This is a genomic window from Geodermatophilus africanus, from assembly GCF_900107105.1.
Lineage (GTDB): Bacteria > Actinomycetota > Actinomycetes > Mycobacteriales > Geodermatophilaceae > Geodermatophilus > Geodermatophilus africanus.
The window spans coordinates 195,361-217,573 of sequence record NZ_FNOT01000005.1 but is presented as its reverse complement, the minus strand read 5'-3'; the positions used below and the strand labels follow the sequence as shown (position 1 = coordinate 217,573).

The 22,213-nt window shown below is 77.1% G+C and carries 19 protein-coding genes; 6 read left to right on the top strand and 13 right to left on the bottom strand.

What is annotated here, in order from left to right; translation table 11 throughout:
- Position 1: 1 nt before the first annotated feature.
- From ftsL to mraZ, 3 genes are all read right to left on the bottom strand, one after another.
- Entirely contained in the window at positions 2 to 574 is a 573-nt protein-coding gene (gene ftsL, locus BLW63_RS11210; protein WP_091155492.1) for a cell division protein FtsL, read from the bottom strand.
- A gap of 304 nt (positions 575 to 878) precedes the next feature.
- Entirely contained in the window at positions 879 to 1,856 is a 978-nt protein-coding gene (gene rsmH / locus BLW63_RS11205) for a 16S rRNA (cytosine(1402)-N(4))-methyltransferase RsmH (protein ID WP_091155489.1), read from the bottom strand.
- A gap of 424 nt (positions 1,857 to 2,280) precedes the next feature.
- Positions 2,281 to 2,715: a division/cell wall cluster transcriptional repressor MraZ gene (mraZ, locus tag BLW63_RS11200; RefSeq protein ID WP_091155486.1), complete on the bottom strand. Its 435-nt coding sequence runs from the start codon at positions 2,713 to 2,715 to the stop codon at positions 2,281 to 2,283.
- A gap of 436 nt (positions 2,716 to 3,151) precedes the next feature.
- Between mraZ and BLW63_RS11195 the strand changes: the two genes are divergently transcribed.
- The 3 genes from BLW63_RS11195 to BLW63_RS11185 are packed head-to-tail and all read left to right on the top strand — an operon-like array spanning position 3,152 to position 7,879.
- Positions 3,152 to 4,132, top strand: coding sequence for an AAA family ATPase (locus BLW63_RS11195; RefSeq protein WP_091156176.1), 981 nt, complete (start codon positions 3,152 to 3,154; stop codon positions 4,130 to 4,132).
- A gap of 1 nt (position 4,133) precedes the next feature.
- Positions 4,134 to 5,489, top strand: a complete 1,356-nt coding sequence (locus BLW63_RS11190; protein ID WP_091155482.1) for a DUF58 domain-containing protein — start codon at positions 4,134 to 4,136, stop codon at positions 5,487 to 5,489.
- Complete coding sequence (locus BLW63_RS11185) at positions 5,486 to 7,879, top strand: transglutaminase-like domain-containing protein (RefSeq protein WP_091155479.1); 2,394 nt, start codon at positions 5,486 to 5,488, stop codon at positions 7,877 to 7,879. The genes BLW63_RS11190 and BLW63_RS11185 overlap by 4 nt, the downstream gene beginning before the upstream one ends.
- Positions 7,880 to 7,945: 66 nt before the next feature.
- Here the strand turns inward: BLW63_RS11185 and BLW63_RS11180 are convergent, their stop codons facing one another.
- The 3 genes from BLW63_RS11180 to dinB all read right to left on the bottom strand — a co-directional run bounded on the left by BLW63_RS11180 (position 7,946) and on the right by dinB (position 10,220).
- Positions 7,946 to 8,299, bottom strand: coding sequence for a DUF2750 domain-containing protein (locus BLW63_RS11180; RefSeq protein ID WP_091155477.1), 354 nt, complete (start codon positions 8,297 to 8,299; stop codon positions 7,946 to 7,948).
- Between the two features lie 85 nt (positions 8,300 to 8,384).
- Positions 8,385 to 8,801, bottom strand: coding sequence for a DUF3040 domain-containing protein (locus tag BLW63_RS11175; RefSeq protein WP_091156173.1), 417 nt, complete (start codon positions 8,799 to 8,801; stop codon positions 8,385 to 8,387).
- A 249-nt stretch (positions 8,802 to 9,050) separates the two neighbouring features.
- Complete coding sequence (gene dinB, locus BLW63_RS11170) at positions 9,051 to 10,220, bottom strand: DNA polymerase IV (RefSeq protein WP_244522503.1); 1,170 nt, start codon at positions 10,218 to 10,220, stop codon at positions 9,051 to 9,053.
- 323 nt (positions 10,221 to 10,543) lie between these two features.
- On the opposite strand from dinB, the gene BLW63_RS27335 reads away from it, so the two are divergent.
- The 3 genes from BLW63_RS27335 to BLW63_RS11155 all read left to right on the top strand — a co-directional run bounded on the left by BLW63_RS27335 (position 10,544) and on the right by BLW63_RS11155 (position 13,197).
- A complete protein-coding gene (locus tag BLW63_RS27335) occupies positions 10,544 to 10,852 on the top strand; it encodes a BatC protein (protein ID WP_091155471.1) in 309 nt (102 codons plus the stop codon).
- Positions 10,853 to 11,133: 281 nt separating this feature from the next.
- The gene (locus BLW63_RS11160) at positions 11,134 to 12,159 is read left to right on the top strand and encodes a cupin domain-containing protein (protein ID WP_342028706.1); all 1,026 of its coding nucleotides are present in this window, start codon (positions 11,134 to 11,136) and stop codon (positions 12,157 to 12,159) included.
- A 96-nt stretch (positions 12,160 to 12,255) separates the two neighbouring features.
- A complete protein-coding gene (locus tag BLW63_RS11155) occupies positions 12,256 to 13,197 on the top strand; it encodes a ferredoxin family protein (RefSeq protein WP_091155464.1) in 942 nt (313 codons plus the stop codon).
- A gap of 10 nt (positions 13,198 to 13,207) precedes the next feature.
- Here the strand turns inward: BLW63_RS11155 and BLW63_RS11150 are convergent, their stop codons facing one another.
- From BLW63_RS11150 to BLW63_RS11120, 7 genes are all read right to left on the bottom strand, one after another.
- Positions 13,208 to 14,467 (bottom strand): serine hydrolase domain-containing protein, encoded by a 1,260-nt coding sequence (locus BLW63_RS11150; protein ID WP_091155460.1) that lies wholly within the window; start codon positions 14,465 to 14,467, stop codon positions 13,208 to 13,210.
- 98 nt (positions 14,468 to 14,565) lie between these two features.
- Positions 14,566 to 15,666 (bottom strand): alkaline phosphatase family protein, encoded by a 1,101-nt coding sequence (locus tag BLW63_RS11145; protein ID WP_244522502.1) that lies wholly within the window; start codon positions 15,664 to 15,666, stop codon positions 14,566 to 14,568.
- A 191-nt stretch (positions 15,667 to 15,857) separates the two neighbouring features.
- Positions 15,858 to 16,610 carry a class I SAM-dependent methyltransferase gene (locus tag BLW63_RS11140; RefSeq protein ID WP_091155457.1) on the bottom strand — a complete coding sequence of 251 codons (753 nt, stop codon included), beginning with the start codon at positions 16,608 to 16,610 and terminating at the stop codon, positions 15,858 to 15,860.
- Positions 16,611 to 16,746: 136 nt separating this feature from the next.
- Positions 16,747 to 17,232, bottom strand: a complete 486-nt coding sequence (locus BLW63_RS11135) for a VOC family protein (RefSeq protein WP_091155453.1) — start codon at positions 17,230 to 17,232, stop codon at positions 16,747 to 16,749.
- Positions 17,233 to 17,412: 180 nt separating this feature from the next.
- Positions 17,413 to 21,216, bottom strand: a complete 3,804-nt coding sequence (locus BLW63_RS11130) for a DNA polymerase III subunit alpha (protein ID WP_091155450.1) — start codon at positions 21,214 to 21,216, stop codon at positions 17,413 to 17,415.
- Positions 21,213 to 21,698, bottom strand: a complete 486-nt coding sequence (locus tag BLW63_RS11125; protein ID WP_091155446.1) for an SAV_6107 family HEPN domain-containing protein — start codon at positions 21,696 to 21,698, stop codon at positions 21,213 to 21,215. Before BLW63_RS11125 ends, BLW63_RS11130 begins: the two co-directional genes overlap by 4 nt.
- Positions 21,698 to 22,024 (bottom strand): DUF6504 family protein, encoded by a 327-nt coding sequence (locus BLW63_RS11120; RefSeq protein ID WP_091155443.1) that lies wholly within the window; start codon positions 22,022 to 22,024, stop codon positions 21,698 to 21,700. The genes BLW63_RS11125 and BLW63_RS11120 overlap by 1 nt, the downstream gene beginning before the upstream one ends.
- Positions 22,025 to 22,213: the final 189 nt, after the last annotated feature.

Sequence of the window (22,213 nt, the reverse complement as noted above, 5' to 3'; positions counted from 1 at the left end):
ATCAGTCCCCGCCACCGGCCACGGGCGGCGCGGGGAGCGCCGGGACCTCGCTGGGCTCCGGCTGCTCGGCCGGCACCGCCTCGCCGCGCAGGGTGACGCTGCCGTCCTCCCCGACGACGAGGTAGGCCGCCGGGCCGGCGGGCACCAGGCCGGCGTCGCGCGCCTCGCGGGCCAGCTCGGCAGGCGTGCCGCCGGCGATCACCTCCTGCTCCAGGCGCTGCACCTCCTGCGCGCGGTCCTCGTTGGCCGCCGCGAGCTGGGTGGCCTTGAGCGAGTTGACCGCGATGGCGGTGTTGAGGACGAGCAGCCCCAGCGTGGTGGCGACCAGCAGGGTCACCACGAACAGGACGAAGGGCGCGCGGTGGGCGCCGACCGCGCTGCGCAGGCGGGACGCCGGCGAGCCGGACGCGGGTCGCGGCGCTGGCGGAGCGGCCGGCGTGGGCTTCGCGGCGGTGCGGCTGCGCAGCGAGCCCGCGCGCACCGGCGCGGTGTGCGCACGGGCGGGCGCCGGGACGGCGGTCCGCACGGTGCTGCCCGTGGCGTGCGTCGGCGTTCCCGTCCGGAGGCTCGCCACGGCCCCGCCCCGGCGGCCTCCCTGCAGGGTCCCGCCGCGGCCCCGTCCCGGGCCGGCCCCGTCCAGAGGCTCGCCGCGAGCCTGCGAGTGGTGAGGACGGGGTCCTCCTCGGGGTCCTCCCACGGCGTGGGGGGCGGGGTCCTCCCTCGGGGGCGGCGGGGTGCGGCGGCCGGGCCGGTCCTCACCCGGGGTGCCCGCCGCGCGGGCGGTGGCGCTCATGTGACCTCCCCGTCGTGGGTCGGCCGCGTCCGCGGCTCGTGCGTCGTCCGTGTGCCCCTGTGCGGCAGAGCCGCCGCCGCGGCGCTCACGCGGCCCGCCGGGTGCGCTCGGCGGCCCGGACGCGGGCCGACGCGGCCCGCGGGTTGGCCGCGACCTCGGCCTCCGACGGCGGCTCGCCGCCGCGGGTCAGCAGCCGCAGCGTCGGGCTCATCTCGGGCAGCGGCACCGGCAGGCCGGGCGGCGTGCGGTCCACCGCGCCGGCGGCGAGGGTCTGCTTGACGATGCGGTCCTCGAGGGAGTGGAAGGTGATCACGGCGATGCGGCCGCCGACGGAGAGCGCGTCGAGCGCCGCCGGCAGCGCCCGCTCGAGGACGCCGAGCTCGTCGTTGACCTCGATACGCAGCGCCTGGAAGGTCCGCTTGGCCGGGTGGCCGCCGGTGCGGCGGGTGGCGGCGGGGATGGCGTCGCGCACCAGGTGCGCCAGCCGCTCGGTGTGCGTGAAGGGGGCGCGCTGCCGCTCCCGGACGATGGCCTGGGCGATGCGGGTGGCGAAGCGCTCCTCGCCGTGGACGCGCAGCACCCGCGCGAGGTCGGCGGCGGGATAGGTGTTGACGACGTCCGCGGCGGTCCGCGGGGCCGACGGGTCCATGCGCATGTCCAGCGGGGCGTCGGCGGCGTAGCTGAAGCCGCGGTCGGGGCGGTCGAGCTGCAGCGAGGAGACGCCGAGGTCGAACAGGACCGCCTGCACCTCGTCGAGGCCGAGCCGGTCGAGCACCTCCGGCAGCTCGTCGAAGACGGCGGGGACGACGGTGGCCCGGTCGGCGACACCGGCGTCGGCGAGCCGGCGGGTGGCCTCGGCGCGGGCGTCGGGGTCGCGGTCGAGGCCCACCAGCCGCAGCCCGGGGTGGGCGTGCAGCAGGGCCAGCGAGTGCCCGGCCAGGCCGAGGGTGGCGTCGACGAGGACGGCGCCGTCGGCGGCGCAGGCCGGGGCGAGCAGCTCGGTGACGCGGTCGAGCAGGACGGGCACGTGCACCGCGAGCGGCGCCGGCTCGGTGCTGCTCATCGTCGGCGGCTCCTGAACGGGTCGGGGCGCCCGGGGGCGCGGGGGCCCGTCCATGGTGGGGCTGGGCGGCGGTCTGCGGGCGGAGCGCTGCGGCGTTTCGCCGGCGGATCCGAGGCGGGTGGGGCGCGGTGGGGACCGGGTGGCCGCGCGACCGCCCGGTGGGGTCCCGACCCACGGCAGGCGCCCGGCCCGCCCCCCGCGGGGTCCGCCTGGCGCCGGGGAAGTACGTCAGGTGGAGCCCCGCGGGGACGGGCGGGCGCGGCAGCCGGTGGGGACCGGCGGTGCGCCCGGTGGGCGGTGCGTCTCCTCCGGTGCCGTGGGGTCCGAGCCGCGGGGAAGACGGCTCGGGCCGGCCGGTCGAGCCGCGGGGAAGTCGGCTCGGTCGGGGTGGGGCGCGGAGGGTCGGAGGGGCGGGACGGCGGGGTCAGGAGAGGGTGGGCATCCCCTCGCTCTCCATGTCGGCGTAGGTCGCCTCCTGCTCGGCCACGTAGGCGTCCCAGGTGGGGGCGTCCCAGATCTCGAACCGGGTGTCGACGCCGACGACGACCACGTCGCGGTCCAGGCCGGCGTACTCACGCAGGTTGGCCGGGATGGTGATGCGGCCGGTCTTGTCCGGCTCGACCTCGACCATCGAGCCGAAGCTCATGCGCGCGCGCATGCGGGCGGCGGCGGTGTCCGACGGGGCCATGGCGGCGGCCGCGGCGCTCTGCTCGGCGACCCGGGCCATGGTGAGTCCGTAGACGCAGCGCTCCTGGCCCTTCTTGATCACCATGCCGCCGGCCACCTGCTCGCGGAAGCGGACGGGGAGTGCGAGCCGGCCCTTCTCGTCGAGGCGCAACGGGTAGCTGCCGACGAACACCGGAACACCTCCCCCATCGCTCCTCCTCGTGCTCCGGGGCGCCCCCGGGACGGGCCGTGCCTCCCCACCGGGCCACACAGTAACCCACTACGCCCCACCGAACACCACTCGACACCATGTCGTAACCGGTCCTCCCCACGCCTGCTCCCGCAGGTCAGCGGCCCGGACGCCGGGTGCCGCCGGCGGGTGGGGCACGGTGGGGTGTCGTCCCACCGCGCCCCACCCCGTGGCCTGCTGGTGGCGGCGGTCGCCAGGTCTCCGGGGTGGGCTGGTGGGGACCCCGGACGCGGCGTGGGAGGGACGGGTCGCCGTGTGCGACGCCACGCCCGGGAGGCGCGCAGGCACGTACGGTTGAGGACGTGACCGACTCGCGTGGTCACGCATGGGGAGCGAACCGTCGGACACGCCGCCGACGAGCGCCGGCGAGGAGGGCTGCGTGACCGAGGTGACCCCGACCAGGGCCGGCACGGAGGTGCCGGTGGACGTCGCGGCGGAGGGCGCCCGCATCGCGGCCAACATGGCGCGCGTCGTCCACGGCAAGCCCGACGTCGTCCACCTGGCGCTGGTCGTGCTGCTGGCCGAGGGGCACCTGCTGGTCGAGGACGTGCCCGGGGTGGGCAAGACCACGCTGGCCAAGGCGCTGGCCGCCTCGGTCGACGCGAGCGTGCGGCGCATCCAGTTCACGCCCGACCTGCTCCCCAGCGACGTGACCGGGGTGTCGGTCTACGACCAGGAGAGCCGCGAGTTCGAGTTCAAGCCCGGCGCGGTCTTCGCCAACATCGTGGTGGCCGACGAGATCAACCGGGCCTCCCCCAAGACCCAGTCGGCGCTGCTGGAGTGCATGGCAGAGCGGCAGGTCACGGTGGACGGCGTCAGCTACGAGCTGGCCAGGCCCTTCCTGGTCATGGCCACCCAGAACCCGATCGAGATGGAGGGCACCTATCCCCTCCCGGAGGCGCAGCGCGACCGGTTCACCGCCCGGGTCTCCATGGGTTACCCCGACCGCGAGGCCGAGCTCGCGATGCTCGACGATCTCGTGACCGCCGACCCGCTGACCACGCTGGCCCCGGCCACCGACGCGGCAGGGGTGCGCGCGCTGGTCGACGCCGTCGGCCGGCTGCACGTCTCCGAGGCGGTGCGCCGCTACGTCGTCGCGCTGGTCGAGGCCACCCGGCGCTCCCCCGACCTGCGGCTGGGCGCCTCGCCGCGCGCGGGCCTGCAGCTGCTGCGCACCGCCCGCGCCGCGGCCGCGCTGGCCGGGCGCGACCACGTGCTGCCCGACGACGTGCAGACCGTCGCCGTGCCGGTGCTCGCCCACCGCCTGCTGCTCACCCCGGACGCCGCCGCCGCGCGCCGCACCGCCGAGCAGTTGGTGGCCGACCTGCTGAGGACCGTGCCCATCCCCCGCGGACGCTGAGGTGGCCGGCCCGGTCGCCGCCGCCCTGGCGAGCCTGACGCTCAGCGGCCGCTGCCTGGTCGCCGCCGGGCTCACCCTGCTGCTGCTCGGGGTGCTGCTGGGCGAGACGCCGCTGGTGCAGGTGGCGGTCTTCGTGCTGGCGCTGCCGCTGCTGTCGGCCGTCGCCGTCGCCCGGCACCGCTTCCGCGTCGCCTCCCGCCGGACCGTCACCCCCGCCCGCGTGCCGCGCGGGCAGGACGCCGAGGTCCTGCTCGAGCTGGGCAACGCCGGGCGCGGCACCGGCGGGCTCTGGCTGCTCGCCGAGACGCTGCCGCGCGAGCTGGGGCCCACCCCGGAGTTCGTGGTGGACCGGCTGCCCGGCGGCCGGACGGCGACGCTGCACTACCGCGTCCACGGCGGACGGCGCGGCCGCTACCGGCTCGGGCCGCTCAGGCTGCGGCTGGTGGACCCCTTCGGCCTGGTGCTGCGCAGCGTCGTCGGCGCCGACACCGCCACGCTGGTCGTGGTGCCGCGGGTGGTGCCGCTGGGCCCCGGCGGCCCGGGCAGCGGGCACGGCGGCGGCGCAGGCGCGCGCCGCTCGCTCGCCGTCCACGGGGAGGACGACGTCAGCACCCGGCCCTACCGGCACGGCGACGACCTGCGGAAGGTGCACTGGCGGGCGACCGCGCGCACCGGCGAGCTGATGGTGCGGCTGGAGGAACGGCCCTGGCGCGCGCAGGCCACCCTGCTGCTCGACACCCGGGCCCGTGCCCACCTGATCGCCCGTCCCCAGCCGGCCGACCGCCGGCCCGCCGCCACCGGCTCCGGTACGGCCCCGCCGGACAGCCTCGAGTGGCTGGTCGAGGCGGCCGCCAGCATCGGCACCGAGCTGATCGCTCGCGGCGCCACTCTGCGGCTGGTCACCGAGGGCGTCGAGCTGGCGGGCGCCTCCCCCGCCGCCGGGCTCGGTGCCGACGAGCTGCTCGACCGGCTCGCCGGGGTCTCGCCGTCCCGGCTGGCGGGCCTGGGTCCGGGCCTGGCACTGCTGACCCGCGCGGCCGGGGAGGGCCCGGTGGTGGCGCTGCTCGGGGCGATCGGGCCGGACGAGGCCGCCGAGCTGGTGCGGGTGCGCTCGGGACCGGCCGCCGACCTCGCCGTGCTCACCGACATCGGCAGCTGGGTCGAGGCCGAGGGTGCGCGCCGCCGCCGGCCGGTCGGCGCCGCGGCGCGTGCGGAGCTGGCCCGGCAGCAGGAGGCGGCGGCGGACCTGTTGCGCGCCGGCGGCTGGCAGGTGGCCGTGGCGGGCGCCGGCGACACGGTGGCCGACGTGTGGGCCGAGCTGGTGCGTCCCGGCGTCCTGCAGGGCGGTGCCCGGTGACCGGCGACACCGCGCGCGCCCTGCTGCGCGACGCCGGGACGACGCTGGCCGCGGCGGTCGCCACCGCCCTGGGCACGCTGGCGCTGGTGCCGGTGTTCACCGACGGCGACTGGCGGCCACCGGTGCTCGCGGCCGTCGTCGCTGTCGCCGCGAGCGGCCTGCTGCTGCGCGTGGCCGGCGCCGCGCTCGCCGACCGGCTGGGCCCGGGCGGGACGGCGCCGGGCTGGTGGACGACGCTGGTGATCCTCGCCGTCCCGTTCGGCCAGCTGGTCGTGCTGACCAGTGTGCTGACCGCGCTGTTCGCCCCGGAGCAGGCCTGGGGCGGCTGGCTGCCGACCAGCGAGAGCCTCGGCGACCTGGGCGCGGTGATGGCCGACGGCACGGTGGAGATGGCCGAGCAGAGTACCCCCGCCCTGCCCCTGACCGGACTGGTCACGCTGACCACGCTGCTGGCCGGGCTGGTCGCCGTCGCCGTCGACCTCGTGGCCGTCGGCGCCCGGCAGCCGGCGCTGGCCGGACTGGGGCTGCTGGTCCTGTTCTGCGTGCCGGTGAGCACGGTGACCGGGACGATCGGTGTGCTGCCGGTGGCCGCGCCGGCCGCCGGGTTGGCGCTGCTGCTCTTCGCCGACCAGCACCGGCGGCTGGGGCGGCGCTCGCCGGAGGGACGGCGTCCGCTGCTGGGGGCCGGGACGCTGACCGCCGTCCGGACCGGGGCGGTGGCCGTGGTGCTCGGGCTGGTGGTCGGCGCCGTCGTCCCCACGCTGACCGAGGGCACCTTCTCCGGCGGCTTCGGTGGCGGCGGGGGCGGGAGCTCGACCGGGACCGCCCTCGACCCGGCCGCGGCGCTGCAGGGCCAGCTGACCCTCGACGAGCCGGTCGACCTGCTGCGGCTGAACGCCTCGGTGCCCGACCCCGGGTACCTGCGGGTCGTCGCGCTGGAGGTCTACGACGCCGCGGAGGGGTGGACGATCGGCAACCTCGACGGGGAGACCGGCGTCGCCGACCAGCCCGAGCTCGCTCCCCTCCCCGGGCAGCGCGGGGGCCGGCCGGTGGACGCGCTGCTGACCGCCCTCGGCCACGAGGACCGCTTCCTGCCGGTGCTGTACGCCCCCCAGGCGGTCGACGTGGCCGAGCCCGACCGCTGGCGCTTCGACCCGGGCACCGGCACGGTGTTCGGTCGCGACGTGTCCACGGCCGGGCAGACCTGGTCGGTCGCGGCGGTCGAGCCGCGCCCCGCCCCCGAGGAGCTCGTCGCGGCCGCGCCGCTGGAACCGGAGCTGCCCCTGGTGCAGCGCTACACCGCCCTGCCCGACCTCGACCCCGGTGTCGACGAACTGGTGGCCTCGCTGACCGCCGAGGCGCAGACCCCCTACGAGCGGGTGCAGGCGATCTACGGGCACTTCACCGACCCGGCCAACGGCTACGAGTACTCGCTGACCACCGAGCCGGGCACCACCGATGACGACCTGGCCGACTTCCTCCGGCTGCGACAGGGCTACTGCGAGCAGTACGCGGGGGCGATGGCGGCGCTGGTCCGGGCCGCCGGCGTCCCGGCGCGGGTGGTCCTCGGCTACACCCCCGGGACGGCGCAGCCCGACGGCAGCCGGGTGGTGACCAGCGACGACGCGCACGCCTGGGTCGAGGTCTACTTCGACGACCTGGGCTGGATCCCCTACGACCCGACCCCGATCGACACCGACCGCGCCGTCGAGCTGCCGTGGGCACCCCGGCCGCAGGACCTCGAGGTGGACCCGCGCACCGACCTGACCACCGCTCCGCTGCCCGTGCCGAGCGCCCCGGCGCCGCGGGACCAGCCGACCCCGCAGGACGTGCCGGCGCCCCAGGCCGCGCCGCAGGAGGCCGCCTCCTGGGTGCCGACCGCGCTGCGCACCGCCGGCGTCGCCCTCGCCGTACTGGCGGTGGCAGCGGTCCCGGCGGGGCTGCGGGCGCTGCAGCGCCGACGCCGGCTGGCCACCGGTAGCCCGGCGGCGCTGTGGGACGAACTCGCCGCCACCGCGCTGGACCTCGGCCGGACCGCCGACCCGGCCCGGACGCCGCGGCAGGTGGCCGAGGCGCTCGCCGAGGCGGCCGAGCCCGGCGGCGGCGCGCACCGGTCCGGCCGGCGCCCGCACACGAGGTCCCGGGTGGCCGCGGCGGTCGCCCGGCTGGCCCGGGCCGAGGAGGCGGCCAGCTACGCCCGCCCCGGCAGCGCCCCCGTCGTCGGCCCGGAGCTGCGCGCCGACCTGGCCACCGCCCGCCGCGGGCTGCTGGCCGCGGCGCCGCGGGGAGCCCGGCTGCGCGCGCTGCTCTGGCCGCCGTCGCTGCTGGCCGGGCTGGCCGCGGCGCTGCCCCGGCCGCGGTGGGGCCGCGGGACGGCGCGGCGCAGCTGAAGAGGAAGGCCCCCTTGCCCCCCGCCACTCGCAGGCTCGCGGCGGGCCCCTGCAAGGGGGCCAGTTTCAGGCCGGCCGGTCGACCTGCAGGCGCAGCAGCCGCTCGGTCAGCTCGGTCAGCGGCACGGTGAGGGTGAACCGGCCGCCCTCCGACTGCAGGCCGGCCGCGCCGACCCCCGCGGCCGCCCAGTTCGGGATGGCGTCGAGCAGCGCCTCGACGTCCAGGAACACCGGCCCCTCACCGGGCTCGGCGTCGGGCAGCGACTCGAGCTCGGCCTGCTCCGCCGCCGTCCACAGCGGGACGACGTCGTGCCCGTCGCCGTCGGTCCACGGGGCCACGCCGTCCTCGTCGCCCCAGGCCCACAGGCCACCGGCAGTGGCGAGGTCGTGCCAGACGGCTGTCGTGTCGGGATCGGTCACGGTGCCTCCTGCGGGGTGGTCGGGGCCGGGGACGACGACAGCCGCCGTCCGGCGAGGACGGCGGCTGTCGTGGGGAGCCTGCGGGCTACTGGTCGTAGCGGCGGCGGAAGCGCTCCTCGAGCCGGTTCTTCAGCGGCTGCCGGCGGACCTTGCCGCCGCCGCCGCGCCCGCGACCGCCCCTGCTGGCGGTCGCGCCGCCGGACGGGACACCGGGACCGGCCTCGACCACCCCGGTGGCCGAGCGGTAGTTCAGGACGGTGAGGGCCAGCCCGCCGAACGCGACCAGGAAGCCGAGGGCACCCAGCGGCACCGAGGGGATCACCGCGCCACCGACGAGCGCCGCCATGCCCACCACGAACAGCGCGACGCCCACCTGCAGCATGCGGCGCGCCTTGCCGCGTCGGTCACCGGAGCGGACCGACGAGGCGAACTTGGGATCGTCATCGACGAGGGCGCGCTCGATCTGCTCCAGCAGTCGCTGCTCGTGCTCGGAGAGCGGCACGTCGACCTCCACATGGGCCAAAGCCAGGACCCGGCGGCGGTGCCCGCCGTCGGTGACACCGAGGATACGAGCCCTCCGCGGGGTGCGAAAGGCGAGCCGCGCCGGGCTCGCCGCGATCACCCCGGCGGGTGGCCCACGGCCTCGGCGGGGAGACGAACGGAGCGCGGCCGGAGTTCCCGCCACCCGGTCGGGTGCGATCCGTCGGGTGCCTCCCCGGCCGTCGTCCCCGGGGTGCCTGCGGCGCGCGGGTCACCGGGTGCGCGGCCCGCCGCGGTGCAGCAGCGTCGCCGGGCGGACCGCGCCGGCGCCGAACCGGCGGGCGGCGCGGTCGGCGGCCAGCTCGGCCTCGCGGCGGCCGCGCTCCCGGGCGCCCAGCTCCAGTTGGCGCGGCGTCTCGCCGGCCGGCACGAGGCGCTCGGCGCGGACGCCGACCAGCCGGATGCGGGCCCGGTCCAGGCCGAGGGCGTCGAAGAGGGCGCGGGCGGTGTCGTAGAGCTCCTGCCCGAGGTCGGTGGGGACGTCGAGGGTGCGGCTGCGGGTGATCGTGGCGAAGTCGGCGAAGCGGACCTTGATCGTCACCGTGCGGGCCAGCCAGCCGCCCGAGCGCAGCCGGCCCGCCGTCCGCTCGGACAGCCGCAGCAGCTCCCGGTGGATGACGGCAGGGTCGTCGACGTCGGTGCCGAAGGTCTCCTCGTGCCCGGTGGACTTCTCCGGCTCGTCGGGCACCACCCGGCGCGGGTCGCGCCCCCAGGACAGCTCGTGCAGGTGCGCGCCGGCCGCCGGGCCCACCGCCCGCTGCAGCGTGCGCACCGGCACGTGCGCCAGGTCGCCGACGGTGCGCAGCCCCAGCCGCAGCAGCACCTCCTCGGTCTTGGCGCCCACCCCCCACAGCGCGCCGACCGGCAGCGGGTGCAGGAACCCCATGACCTCGGCCGGCCGGACGACCAGCAGCCCGTCGGGCTTGGCGGCGGTGGAGGCGAGCTTGGCGACGAACTTGGTGCCGGCCACGCCGACCGAGCAGGTGATGCCCTGCTCGTCGAAGACGCGGGCGCGCAGGTACTCCCCGATCTCCGCCGCGTCGCCGAGCCGCCGCCCGGCGCCGGACACGTCGAGGAAGGCCTCGTCCATGCTGAGCGGCTCGACCAGCGGGGTGATCGAGCGGAACAGCGCCATGACCGCGCGGGACACCTCGGCGTAGAGCGCCAGGTCCCCCGGCAGCACCGTCGCCGTCGGGCACAGCCGCAGCGCGCGGGACGTCGGCATCGCCGCGTGCACCCCGTAGCGGCGCGCCTCGTACGTCGCCGAGGTGACCACGCCGCGGTTGCCCGCCCCGCCGACGATCACCGGCGTCCCGGCCAGCTCGGGCCGGCGGCGCACCTCGACGCTGGCGAAGAACGCGTCCATGTCGACGTGCAGCACCGTGCACCCCGCGGCACGCGACGACCCCGACGACACCGGACCCCTCCCCGCTGGTCGAACGCGCGTTCGACCGCCGGGGGGACGCTAACCCCCGCGGCACCCGGGCGACACCTCGACGCGGCGGGGGATCGAGGTCGCGAGGTCACGGGTCGGACACGGCACCACCCGGGCGCGGGTCGCCGGTCGGCAGGGACCCGGGACCGCGTCGTCGCCCGCCCCGTCACCGCTGGTCGAGGCGGGGGTGTGAGAGCAGGATGGAGGAGGTACAGCAACGCCCGGAGGGTCGCCGGCCGGCGGCCCGGACCCGACGTGATGGGAGACCCATGGCTCTCGACGACGACGACATGACCAGCACCGAGGGCCACGGCCCGGCCGACGGCGGGGCCGCCGGTGGCGGTTCGGACGGCGGTGCCGACGGCGGGGCCGACAGCGGCGCGGGTCACGGCCCGGCCGACGGCGGGGCCGCCGGTGGCGGCTCGGACGGCGGTGCCGACGGCGGTGCTGACGGCGGTGCGGACGGCGGTGCCGACGGCGGCGCGGACGGCGGTGCCGGTCACGGTCCGGCCGACGGCGGTGCCGTGGGCGGTGGGTCGGACGGCGGGGCCGACGGCGGCGCGGACGGCTCCGCCTGACCGAGGACCACACCGCGCAGGGCCGGCCGGACACCCGGCCGGCCCTGCGCCGGTGCACCGCTCTGGACCCGCGGGTCTTCGCCGAGGAGTACTGGGCCCGCCGGCCGCTGCTGACCCGCGCCGAGGAGACGGGCGGCTCCTTCGACGACCTGCTCGACCTCGCGGCGGTCGACGAGCTGCTGTCCCGCCGCGGGCTGCGCACCCCGTTCCTGCGGATCGCCAAGGACGGCGCGGTCGTCGACGCCAAGCGCTTCACGACCTCGGGCGGCGCCGGCGCCGAGGTGGCCGACCAGGTCTCCTCCGACGCGGTGCTGCGGCTGTTCGCCGACGGCAGCACCGTCGTCCTGCAGGGGCTGCACCGGCTCTGGCCGCCGCTGATCGAGTTCGCCGACCAGCTGGCCGCCGACCTGGGCCACCCGACGCAGGTCAACGCGTACGTCACCCCGCCGTCCTCGCGCGGGTTCTCCCCCCACTACGACGTCCACGACGTGTTCGTCCTGCAGGTGGCCGGCGAGAAGCACTGGACGATCCACGAGCCGGTGCTGACCGACCCGCTGCGCACCCAGCCGTGGACCGACCGGGCCGCCGCCGTGGCCGCCGCCGCCGAGCACGCGCCGGTGATCGACGCGGTGCTGCGCCCCGGTGACGCCCTCTACCTGCCCCGCGGCTACCTGCACTCGGCGACCGCGCTGGGCGCGATCAGCGCGCACCTGACCGTCGGGATCCACTCGGTGACCCGCTGGGCGGCCGCGGAGAGCGCGCTGGACCTGGTCCGCGTGCTGGCCGCCGAGGACCCGGAGCTGCGCCGCTCGCTGCCGCTGGGCGTGGACCTCGCCGACCCGGCCGCGGTGGCCGACGACGTCGCGGCGGTCGTGACCGCGCTGAAGGGCTGGCTGGACCACGTCGACCCCGCCGAGGTCGCCGACCGGCTGCGGTCCCGCACCTGGGCGCAGGTCCGCCCGGAACCGGTGGCCCCGCTGGCCCAGGCGACCGCCGCCGCGGCCCTCTCCCCCGACACCGTGCTGCGGCTGCGCCGCCGGCTGCGCTGCCGGCTGCGCGAGGCCGTCGAGGGCCGGGTGACGCTGGTGGCCGGACGGCGCTCCCTCGAGCTGCCCGCGGAGACCCGGCCGGCCGTGGCCGGGCTGCTGGCCGCCGGCGAGCTGAAGGTCGCCGACCTGCCGGGGCTCGACGCCGCCGACCAGCTCACCCTGGCCCGCCGGCTGGTGACCGAGTCGATCGCCACCGTGCCCGGTGCGACCGCGGAGGACGATGGGGGGCGTGAGCGCGCGCCCGGGAACGGATCGTGAGCCGGCCGGACGCCGTCCCGTGACCGAGCCGGCGAGGTCGGCCGCGTCCGCAATACCGCCAGTCACGGCCCAATCGAACGCGGGCGAGGAGGGCACGTGACCGCGCCGGCCGACTTCTGCCAGGTCGCGGCAGCGCCGGGACTGCCCGCGGGGCGCCTCGAGCCGGGCCGCTGCTCGGTACAGGCGCTGGTCCGCGGCGACTCGGAGATCGCCACCGCCTCGCCGGCGCAGCGCTGGCTGCTCGTCGAGCAGCCAGGGCCGTGGGGCGTCGACGCGCTCACCCAGTCCCGCTTCGACCCCGCCGTCGCGCCACGGCTGGCGCACCGGGCGCGGGTCGAGGGCGTGCGGGTGCTCCTGGTCCGCCGTCCCGGCGACCGGCTCACGGACTCGCAGCACCGCTGGGCCATCGTCGACGGCCGGCCCGGCGTCGAGGGCGTGTGGTGGTCGGTGCGCGACAGCGACGCCGAGCTGGTCGACGCGCCGTGGGACGGCTCGGTCGGCGAGCGGGCCGACCGGCCGCTCTACCTGGTGTGCGCGCACGGCGGGCACGACGCGTGCTGCGCGTTGCGCGGGCGGCCGCTGGCCCGGACGATGCCCGCCGACGACGTGTGGGAGAGCAGCCACCTGGGCGGCTGCCGGTTCGCCAGCAACGTGCTCGTGCTCCCGCACGGCTTCTACTACGGGCAGGTGCCCGGCGACGGCGCCGAGCTGGTCGAGGCGCACGCCGGCGGCCGGGTGGCGCTGCCCTGGCTGCGCGGCCGCTCCGGGCTGCCCGCGCCGGTGCAGGCCGCGCAGCACACCGCCCGCGGGGAGCTGTTCCTGCTGGGGGTCGACGACCTGCTGCCCCGCGACGTGCGCCGGCTGACCCCCGCCGGGGTCGAGGTCGAGCGGTGGGTGGTCACCCTCGCCGGGCCGGACGGCGACATCGTGACCGAGGTCGAGAGCCGCCCGTCGGAGGAGTCGGCGCCGCTGACCTGTCGGGCCGTGCACCCCGCGCACGGCCGCACCTGGCACGTGCGGCTGCTCTCCGGCGTCTGAGTCCCCGGGGTCAGGCCCCGGCGCCGGTCGAGGCGGGCCCGAGGGCCCCGTGCGCGTCCACCGTCTCGTACACCCGCGTCGCCAGAGCCCCGAGCTGGTCCTCGTCGGGTCTGCTGTTCAGGGCCATGGCGACGATCAGCCCGGACTCGGGGAAGTAGGCGTGCAGGAGGCGGAAGCCGAGCGTCTCACCCTCGTAGAACCAGAAGGTGCCCAGGGCGTCGGTCATCTGAGCGACCCCCAGGCCGAAACCCCTGGGGTCGCCGGGGCCCGTCGCCTCGATGGGCTCCCCCGTCGCCGTCGAGACCAGGCTCAGCAGCTCGGCCTGCTGCTGCGGCGGCAGCAGCCACCCGTCGTACAGGGCGCGCTCCCACCGAGTCATGTCCGCCGTCGTGCTCAGGATGGCGCCTGCGCCGCGCGCCCAGGACAACGAGGTCCGGCTGACGTCCTGTCCCACCAGCGGGGACAGCTCGGGCTCGTCGGTCCGGGTGTAGTAGCCGGCCGGCATGCGGTCGGCGATCCCCGGGGGGTAGAGGTGCGAGCGGTAGTACGTGTCCCGGAGTCCCAGCGGTACGAGGAGCCGGGCGGAGAGCTGGTTGGCGTAACCGGTCCCGGTCACCCGCTCGATGACCATCTCGGCCAGGACGTAGTTGGTGTTCGAGTAGCTGTACCCGGACGTGGCCGGGGCCTCGACCGCGTAGCCGACCAGCTCCTCCGGGGTGAACTCCCGGAGCGGGTCGGCGGCCTGGTCGGTGAGGAAGGCCGGCTGGTCGTCGTAGGTGGGGATGCCGCTGGTCATGTCCAGCAGCCGGCGGATGGGGACGTCGTGCCACTGCGGGTACTGCGGCAACCACCGGCTGACGGGGTCGTCGATCGAGAGGCGGCCCTCCGCCTCGAGCTGCAGCAGCAGCACCGACGTGAACGCCTTGGTGTTGCTGCCGACCTGCCAGAGGGCGTCCGGCTGCACCGGCACCGACCCGCCGAACTCGGTGGTCCCGGCGCTGACGTCGATCGTCTCCAGCTGGTCCGGGAGGCTGACGCTCAACCCGGCGGCCGAGGCGTGCTCGGCCTCCCCGCGCGCCAGGAGGTACTCCTCGAGGTCCCCCCGCAGGTCCGCCACCAGAGCGGGGTCGGCGCCGACGTCCGCTCCCGCCGGTGCGGTCAGCGGCGGAGCGGCCGGGGTCGCTGCTGCGGTACCAGGGGCGAGCAGGATGGTCGTCAGGACCGCCGCCGCGAGGGCCGTGGGGACGGATCGAGCTGGTCTGACGGTCATGGGGGCTCCGCCCTGCCGGGATCGGCACGTCGAGCGCCGGTCGCCGGGCACTGTCGTCCCCGCCGCCCGAGGGGTCAACGAGCGCGGACGTCCCGTGGTCAGACCAGGGCGCGGCCCCGCGCGGCGAGCAGCGGGATGGCCAGCTCGGTCGCGGTGAGTGAGCCGTGGTAGCCGACCAGCCGGCTCGGGCCGGGTTCCCGCTCCGTGGCGGTCAGCGCCCAGGTGCCGCGGGCGAGCGCCACGACGTCGCCGATGCGGGCGGCCAGGTGGTCGTCCACCGGGCCGAAGACGCCGCTGGCGACGGCCTCGTCCCGGCCGGCGACCCAGGCGCGGTCCCCGAGGACCTCCCGCCACCGCGCCAGCAGGTCGGCCTCGGCCCCCCGGACGGCGTGCAGGTAGCGCGCCCGCGGCTCGCCGGCCAGCAGCCGGACGCCCTCGGCGAGCTCGGGGGCCGCGTCGAGGTCGAGCCGGGTGTCGGGCGGCACGTCGAGCATGCCGTGGTCGGCGGTGACCAGCAGCGCGGCGTCGTCCGGGAGACCGTCGACGACCTGCTCGACGAGCCGGTCGACCAGCGCCAGCTGGGCGCGCCAGCTGGCCGAGTCGACGCCGCGGACGTGACCGGTGAGGTCGAGCTCGGCGGTGTAGCCGTAGACGAGGGTGCGCGGTGCGGCGGCCAGCGACTCCAGCAGGACGGCGGCCAGGTCCCCGGGGCCCACGGTGCCGGTGTAGCGGGCGCCGCGGTAGGCGACGTCCGACAGGCCCGACCCGCGGAACGCGTAGGGCGCCACGGCGGCGACCTCGACGCCCGCGTCGGCGGCCTGCTCGAAGACGCTGCGCCGCGACATCCAGACGGCGGGGTCGGGGTCGTCGGTCCACTGGACGTGGTTGAGGGTGCGCTCCTCGCCGGGCACGGCCGTGACGAAACCGAGGACGCCGTGGCTGCCCGGCGGCAGGCCGGTGCCCAGGGTGGTGAGGCTGACCGGGGTGGTGCTCGGGCAGGGCGCGGCGAGGTCCCCGGCGGGGGTGGCCAGCGCGGCCAGCGTGGGCGCGACGTCGCGGTGCGCGCGGACCAGGTCGGCGCCGAGCCCGTCGACGAGCAGGACGGCGACCCGGCGGGCCCCGGCCAGCGCGGCGGCGAGTCCGAGCGGGTCGGCCGGCAGGTCCCCGCGCTCGACGGGGACGCCGAGCGCGGTGGCCACGCCGGGGAGGACGTCGGCGAGGGTGGACCTGCCGTAGTCGGGCCGGACCAGGTCGACGGGCAGTGGAAGGGCCCCGTCCTCCCCACCCTTCGCAGGCTCATCAGAAGGACCCCCCTGCCCCCCGCCACTCGCAGGCTCGCGGCGGGACCCTGCAGGAGGGCCGCCGGGACGGGGCCGCGCGGGCGGAGCTGTCACGGGCGGGTCGCGAGCACGTGCAACCCGGCGGCGACGTCGCGGTAGGGCGAGCTGCCCGCCAGCGCCAGCTCGAGCCCGCGGACCGCCTCGGGATCGGCGCCGGAGGCGACGTCGAGCAGGTCGGCGACGACCGAGACGCCGCGCCAGGTGCCCGGCTGCAGTCCGGCGGCCTCGACGAGGGCGAGCAGGTCCTGGGGGGCGAAGCGCCGGCGGGCCGGGCGGCTGGCGCGCCGCGGGGCGGGATCGCGGTCCTCGAGCAGGGCCAGTGCCTCGACGGGGTGCCCGGCGACGGCCCGGGCCAGCACCGCGCCGGCCCGGTTGGCCGAGGCGACGCTGGCGGTGCCGCCGGGGCGCAGCGCGCGGGCGAGCTCGCGCAGCGTGGCGGCCGGGTCGTCGACCACCTCGAGCACCGAGTGGCACAGGGCCAGGTCGTAGCCGTCGTCCGCGCCGGCGGGCACGACCTCGTGCAGCCGGTCGCCGTCGCCCTGCACGCCGTGCACCCGCGGTCCGACGCCGGCGGTCGCGGCCCGCTTGTTCAGCGTGGCGAGGGCGTCGGCGCTGGGGTCGACCACGGTGACGTCGTGGCCCATCTGCGCCAGGCGGACGGCGGAGTTGCCACTGCCGCCGCCGACGTCGAGGACCCGCAGCGGGTGGCCTGCCGCGACGATCGGGTCGAGGGCGGCCCAGAGGGCGGCCGCGCGGGCGGGCAGCTGGTCCGCGGCGGACGAGGCGGGAGCAGACGGCGGCACCCGTCGGAGCCTAGCCGCGGTCGGTGCCGGCCACCGGTCCGCTCGCGGGGTGCGCCCGGCGGCGGTGTGCGTTCGGGGCGCATCCCGGGCCGGGGACGCGCCGTCCGCGCACACCGCCCACGGCGGACGCGTCCTCTCAGGCGGTGACCCCGTCGGCGGCCCGCTTGATCTCCTCGATGTCGATGCGGCGCATCTGCAGCATCGCCTGGGTCGCCCGCTGCGCCCGACCGGGGTCGGGGTCGTTGGTCAAGGACAGGAGCTCGACCGGTACCACCTGCCAGGAGACGCCGAAGCGGTCCTTGAGCCAGCCGCACATGCTCTCCTCGCCGCCGTCGGTCAGCCGGTCCCAGTAGTGGTCGGCCTCCTCCTGGTCGGCGCACATGATCTGGAAGGAGATCGCCTCGCTGAACGAGAACTGGGGGCCGCCGTTGAGGCCGACGTACTCCTGGCCGTCGAGGGTGAAGCTGACGGTGAGGACGTGCCCCTCCTTCATCGGCGGAGGCATGTCGGGCCCGTAGCGGGTGACCTCGGCGATCGAGGAGTTGGGGAAGATCGAGGTGTAGTGCTGGGCGGCCTGCTCGGCCTGGCCGTCGAACCACAGGCACGGGATCTGCTTGGGCATGGGGGGCGTCCTCTCGGGTGGGTGGAGCGGGTCACTCCGGCGTCGAGGAGTAGACCGCCGTCCCGCCCGGAGGTCATCGGTCGCCGGCGCGGCGGTCCGACCGCGTGGACCGCGGGCGTGGGGGCGGCTGGGGCCTCGTCCCGGGTCCGCCCGAGCCTGCGAGGAGGCCGGGGTCCTCCCTCAGTGGCCGGAGCTGCCAGGGCTGGAGTGCCACAGCTTGCGCGGCGCCGACGACGTCCCCCGGCGGGTGGCGTCGCGGCGCGCCACGGTCATGGCGTCCTCCCCCGCCGGCTTGATGTCGGCGTAGGGCGACATCCGGAAGCCCGTGGGGTGCACCAGCACCGGCTTGACCACCACCGGCCGGGAGCCGCGGGAGGCGGCCGCGCCGGCGATCGACTGCTCGGTGTACTCCCCAGGGGCCGCCATCTGCTCGGCCACCGCCTCCAGCCCGCCGGTCTCCCAGGCCTCGTGCAGCGCCGGCAGCTCCCACGCGCCGGTGGCCCGCAGCGAGACCCCGCGCGGCCCGGTGCGCCGCAGCACCCCGCGGATGACCAGCAGCCACGAGTGGAAGACCGTCGAGGCGTAGGGGCCCTGGGCGTCCTCGAAGAAGGTGGAGTCGGTGCAGCCGGTGCCGTCGTCGAGGGTCACGAAGACCACCCGGCGACCGGAGCGGATCGGCGGCGTCTGGGTGGCCACCTTGACCCCGGCGACCAGCACCTCGGCCCCGCTGCGGCTGCCGAGCAGCTCGCCCGCCGGCACCGCGCCGATCGCGGCGAGGAACGGCCGGTAGAAGTCGACGACGTGCCGGCTGGCGTCCAGGCCGAGCACCTCCAGCTCGGCGCGCACCAGCTCGGCGTCGGTGAACTCCGGCAGCCCGCTGCCCTCGGCCCAGTCCAGCCCCGGCTCGGCCTCCTCGACGGGCAGCTCCGTGCCCCCCATGTCGAGGCCCATCAGGTCGAGGCTGAGCTGCCCGGTCGTGGCGGCCTTCGCGCCGCTGCGGCTCCACCGGTCCAGCTCGCCGATCTGCAGCAGCAGGTCGCGGCGGGTGACCTGCCGGCGGCTGCGGGTGGGCCGGCCGGCCTCGCGGTCGCGGACCCCGAAGCCGTAGAGGGAGTCGAAGCCGCCGGCCAGCACCAGCCGCTCCACCACCGGCCGGGACACCGACGCCCGGTGCCAGAAGTCGGTGAGCGAGCGGTAGGGCTGCCCGGCGACGACCCGCGCCACCTCGTCGTCGGAGATGCCCTTCACGTCGGCCAGGGACAGCCGGATGCCGTAGCGGGACGGGTCGGGCATCGCCGCCGGCATCCACTCCGGGCGCGTCCAGCTGCCCTCGACCTCAGGTGCACCCTCAGGGTCGGTGGTGGACCCGAGCCGCTCGACCCGGTAGGTGCCGGCCGAGGCGTTGACGTCCAGGCCCATCACCCGGACGCCGAAGTTGCGGGCGTCGTCGAGGATCAGCCGCTTCGGGTACATCCCCGGGTCGTGGGTGAGCACGCCGGCGAGGAACGCCGCCGGGTGGTGGGTCTTCAGCCAGGCCGACTGGTAGGTGGGTAGGGCGAACGCCGCGGCGTGGGCCTTGCAGAAGCCGAACGAGCCGAAGGCGACCAGCACCTCCCACACCTGCTCGACCACCTCCACCGGGTAGTGCTGCAGCGCCTCGGGCATGAACCAGGCGCGCACCTCGGCGTGCAGCTCGCGGTCCCCCAGCGCCCGGCGGGCCTCGTCGGCCTGGGCCAGGTCGCAGCCGGTCATCCGGGCCACGATCTGCAGCACCTGCTCGTGGAAGACCACGACGCCGGCGGTCTGCTCCAGGAACGGCGCGAGGTCGGGGTGCGGGTAGACCGGCTCCCGCCAGCCGTTCCGGGCCAGCAGGAACGGGGTGACCATGTCGCTCTTCACCGGGCCGGGCCGGAACAGCGAGATGTCGATGACGATGTCCTCGAACGTCTCCGGCCCGAACTTGCCGACCAGCTCCCGCTGCCCCGGCGACTCGATCTGGAACATGCCGAGGGTCCGGGTGCTGCGGATCAGCTCGAACGTCGTCGGGTCGTCGCGCGGGACGGCGTCGATGTCGACGGTCTCGCCGTCGACCCGGGCCACCTCGTCGAGGGCGTGCGCGATCGCCGACTGCATCCGGATGCCGAGCAGGTCCAGCTTGAGCAGCCCGAGCTCCTCGACGTCGTCCTTGTCGAACTGGCTCATCGGATAGCCCAGGTAGCTGTTCTCCACCGGGGTGCGGTCGAGCAGCGTGGCGTCGGAGATCAGCACGCCGCACGGGTGCAGCGCGATGTGCCGGGGCAGCCCGTCGAGCCGGGCGACCAGGTCGAACAGCAGGTCGAGGTCGCCGGTGCCACCACCGCGCCGCGAGCCCAGCCGGCTGGCCCGCAGCTCGGGGAGGTCCTTGAGCGCGGCGTGCACCTGGTTGGCGCGGATGTGCGGGAACGCCTTGGCGACCGCGTCGACCTCGGCCGGCGGCAGCCCGAGCGCGGCCCCGACGTCCCGGATGGCGTGCCGCACCCGGTAGGTGTCCATCATCGAGATGCAGCTGACCCGGTGGGCGCCGAAGCGGTCGAGGACCGCGTCGTACACCTCCATCCGGCGGGCGGACTCCACGTCGATGTCGACGTCGGGCAGCTGGTGGCGCAGCGGGGAGAGGAAGCGCTCCATCAGCAGGCCGTACCGGATCGGGTCGACGTCGGAGATGCCCAGCAGGTAGGTGACCAGGCTGCCGGCGCCCGACCCCCGCGCCGCGGCCCGGACCCTCAGGCTCGTGATGAGGTCGACCACGTCGGCGACGGTGAGGAAGTAGGACGGGTAGCCGAGGGTGTCGATGACCGCCAGCTCGTCGTCCAGTCGCCGGGCCACCTCCGCCGTGCGGGCCATGCCCCGCCGGCCCAGCCCGGCCTCGCAGCGGGCGCGCAGCACCGCCGGGGGGCTCATCCCCTGCTCGGCCGGGATGGTGACCACGTCGAGCTCGGGGTAGCGGACGGTGCCGACGCCGAGGTCGGCCCGGATGTCGACCGCGCACTGCTCGGCCAGCCGGGCGGTGCGCTCCAGCAGCCGCAGCGCGGCGTCCCGGTCGGGGCCGACGAGGTCGTCGGCGACCTCGGCCATCTCCTTGCCCGACTTCAGGTACCCCTCGGCGGTGCGCCGGTCGACGTGCCGGGCGTCCAGGGGGACCAGCCGGCGCGCCGCGTCCAGGACGTCGGCGGTGGGCGCGTCTAAGGCGTCGACGTAGCGGACCGCGTTGGTCAGCACCGCCGGCACTCCCTCCGCGGCGGCGAAGCGCAGCAGCGCCTGGGCTCGGGAGCGGTCGCCCCGGCCGCGGTGGTGCACGACCTCGAGCACCAGCGAGCCGGGGCCGAAGACCGCGCGCCAGGCGGCCAACCGGGCGGAGGCCACGTCGGCCCGCCCGGCGGCCAGGGCCCGGCCCACCGGGGAGTCCGGGCCCAGCAGGGCCACCAGCCCGGGCGCGTGCTCGGCGGCCAGCGCGAGCGAGCTCACCGGCTCCCCGCGCGTGCCGCGCAGGTGGGTCGCGCTGGTCAGCCGGCACAGCGAGCGCCAGCCCGCGCCGTCGCGGGCGAGGAAGGTGACCCGCGGCAGCCGCGGGTCGACGCTGGCCCCGCCGCGGGCCGGCGAGCGGCGGCCGGCGCGGCCGGGGGCGTCGTCCGGCACACCCGGCCGGCGGGCCCGTGCCCGCTGCGCCGAGTGCGCCCCGCCGATCACCGGCGCCAGAGCCGGCGGGACGGTCGAGTCCACCGAGGGCATCACCGCCAGGTCCACCCCGAACAGCGGCCGCACGTCGGCCGCCCGGCAGGCCAGCGCGAACTTCACCGCGCCGTAGAGCCCGTCACGGTCGGTGAGCGCCAGGGCCCGCATGCCGTGCTCGACCGCCCGCTCGACCAGGTCGGCCGGGTGGTTGGCCCCGTACTGCATGGAGTAGCCCGAGGCGACGTGGAGGTGGACGAAGGGGTCGGCCCTCACCTCCCGTTCCGGTGCTCGGACCCGCCGACCACCCGCGGGCGCGCGCGCCGGGGCGACTCCAGCGGCGGCGTGCCGCCCAGCGCGTTGTCGACGACGGCGAGGAAGGCGCGCACGTCGCGGACCAGGTCATCGGCCTCACGGTCGGTGACCGCGTGGGACAGCCCGGCCTCGGCGGCGGCCCGCTTGGCCGCGCCGGCGGCGAAGAAGGTGGCCCACTCCCCCAGCTCGGGCGCGACCTGGCCGAGCAGCACCCAGGCGCTGCGCGGGCGGCGCCGCCCGGCCTCCGGCCGGGTGCGGGCGGCCAGCACCGCGGCGGCGGCGCGCAGCGCGCCCAGGTGGGCGGTGGCGTAGCGCTGCCGGGCGTCGGCGCTCGCCGCCGCCTCGGCCAGCGCCCGGGAGGCCTGGCCGAGCAGCTGGCGGGCGGCCGGGGGCAGCGGCGGCGGCAGGGGCAGCTGGTCGGCCATGGCGCGGACGGCTCCCATCAGTCGTGCACCCGCACGAGCGACCAGCGGTTGTCCGCCGACTGCCAGCTGAGGTCGAAGACGCCGGCGAAGCTCATCCGCGACCGGCCGGCCCGGACCGCCTCGACCCGCCACACCTGGCGGCTGGCGACCAGCTCGGCGGAGGCGCCACCGGATCCCGCGGCACCGGGCTGCCACCACGGGGCGGTCTCCACCCACGAGTCGAGCAGCTCGCCGACGACGTACCGCGACTGCCCGCGCCAGAACTGCGCCGGCCCGAGCGGCCCACGCTCCACCTGCACCTCCTCGCCGACCCGCTCGCCGACCCCGCCCGGCACCCGGCTCATGACAGACTCCCCACCGCTCCGCCGCCCCACCGGCCCCGGCCCGCCGCACCGGGTGGGGAAGGACCCGGTACGGCGGGGGGCCGACGTCGTTCGAACGCGTGTTCGAACGACGTCGAGTACACCCGACGGCACCGACATCGTCAAGCCGACGTACGACAGGACCTGGGACGTCGTCGCCCGGGCCCGGAG

Excerpts from the sequence above, each read along its gene's own strand:
- rsmH (WP_091155489.1), bottom strand. The coding sequence starts at position 1,856 with ATGAGCAGCACCGAGCCGGCGCCGCTCGCGGTGCACGTGCCCGTCCTG.
- BLW63_RS27335 (WP_091155471.1), top strand. The coding sequence starts at position 10,544 with ATGGCTCTCGACGACGACGACATGACCAGCACCGAGGGCCACGGCCCG.
- BLW63_RS11150 (WP_091155460.1), bottom strand. The coding sequence starts at position 14,467 with ATGACCGTCAGACCAGCTCGATCCGTCCCCACGGCCCTCGCGGCGGCG.
- BLW63_RS11135 (WP_091155453.1), bottom strand. The coding sequence starts at position 17,232 with ATGCCCAAGCAGATCCCGTGCCTGTGGTTCGACGGCCAGGCCGAGCAG.
- BLW63_RS11125 (WP_091155446.1), bottom strand. The coding sequence starts at position 21,698 with ATGGGAGCCGTCCGCGCCATGGCCGACCAGCTGCCCCTGCCGCCGCCG.
- BLW63_RS11120 (WP_091155443.1), bottom strand. The coding sequence starts at position 22,024 with ATGAGCCGGGTGCCGGGCGGGGTCGGCGAGCGGGTCGGCGAGGAGGTG.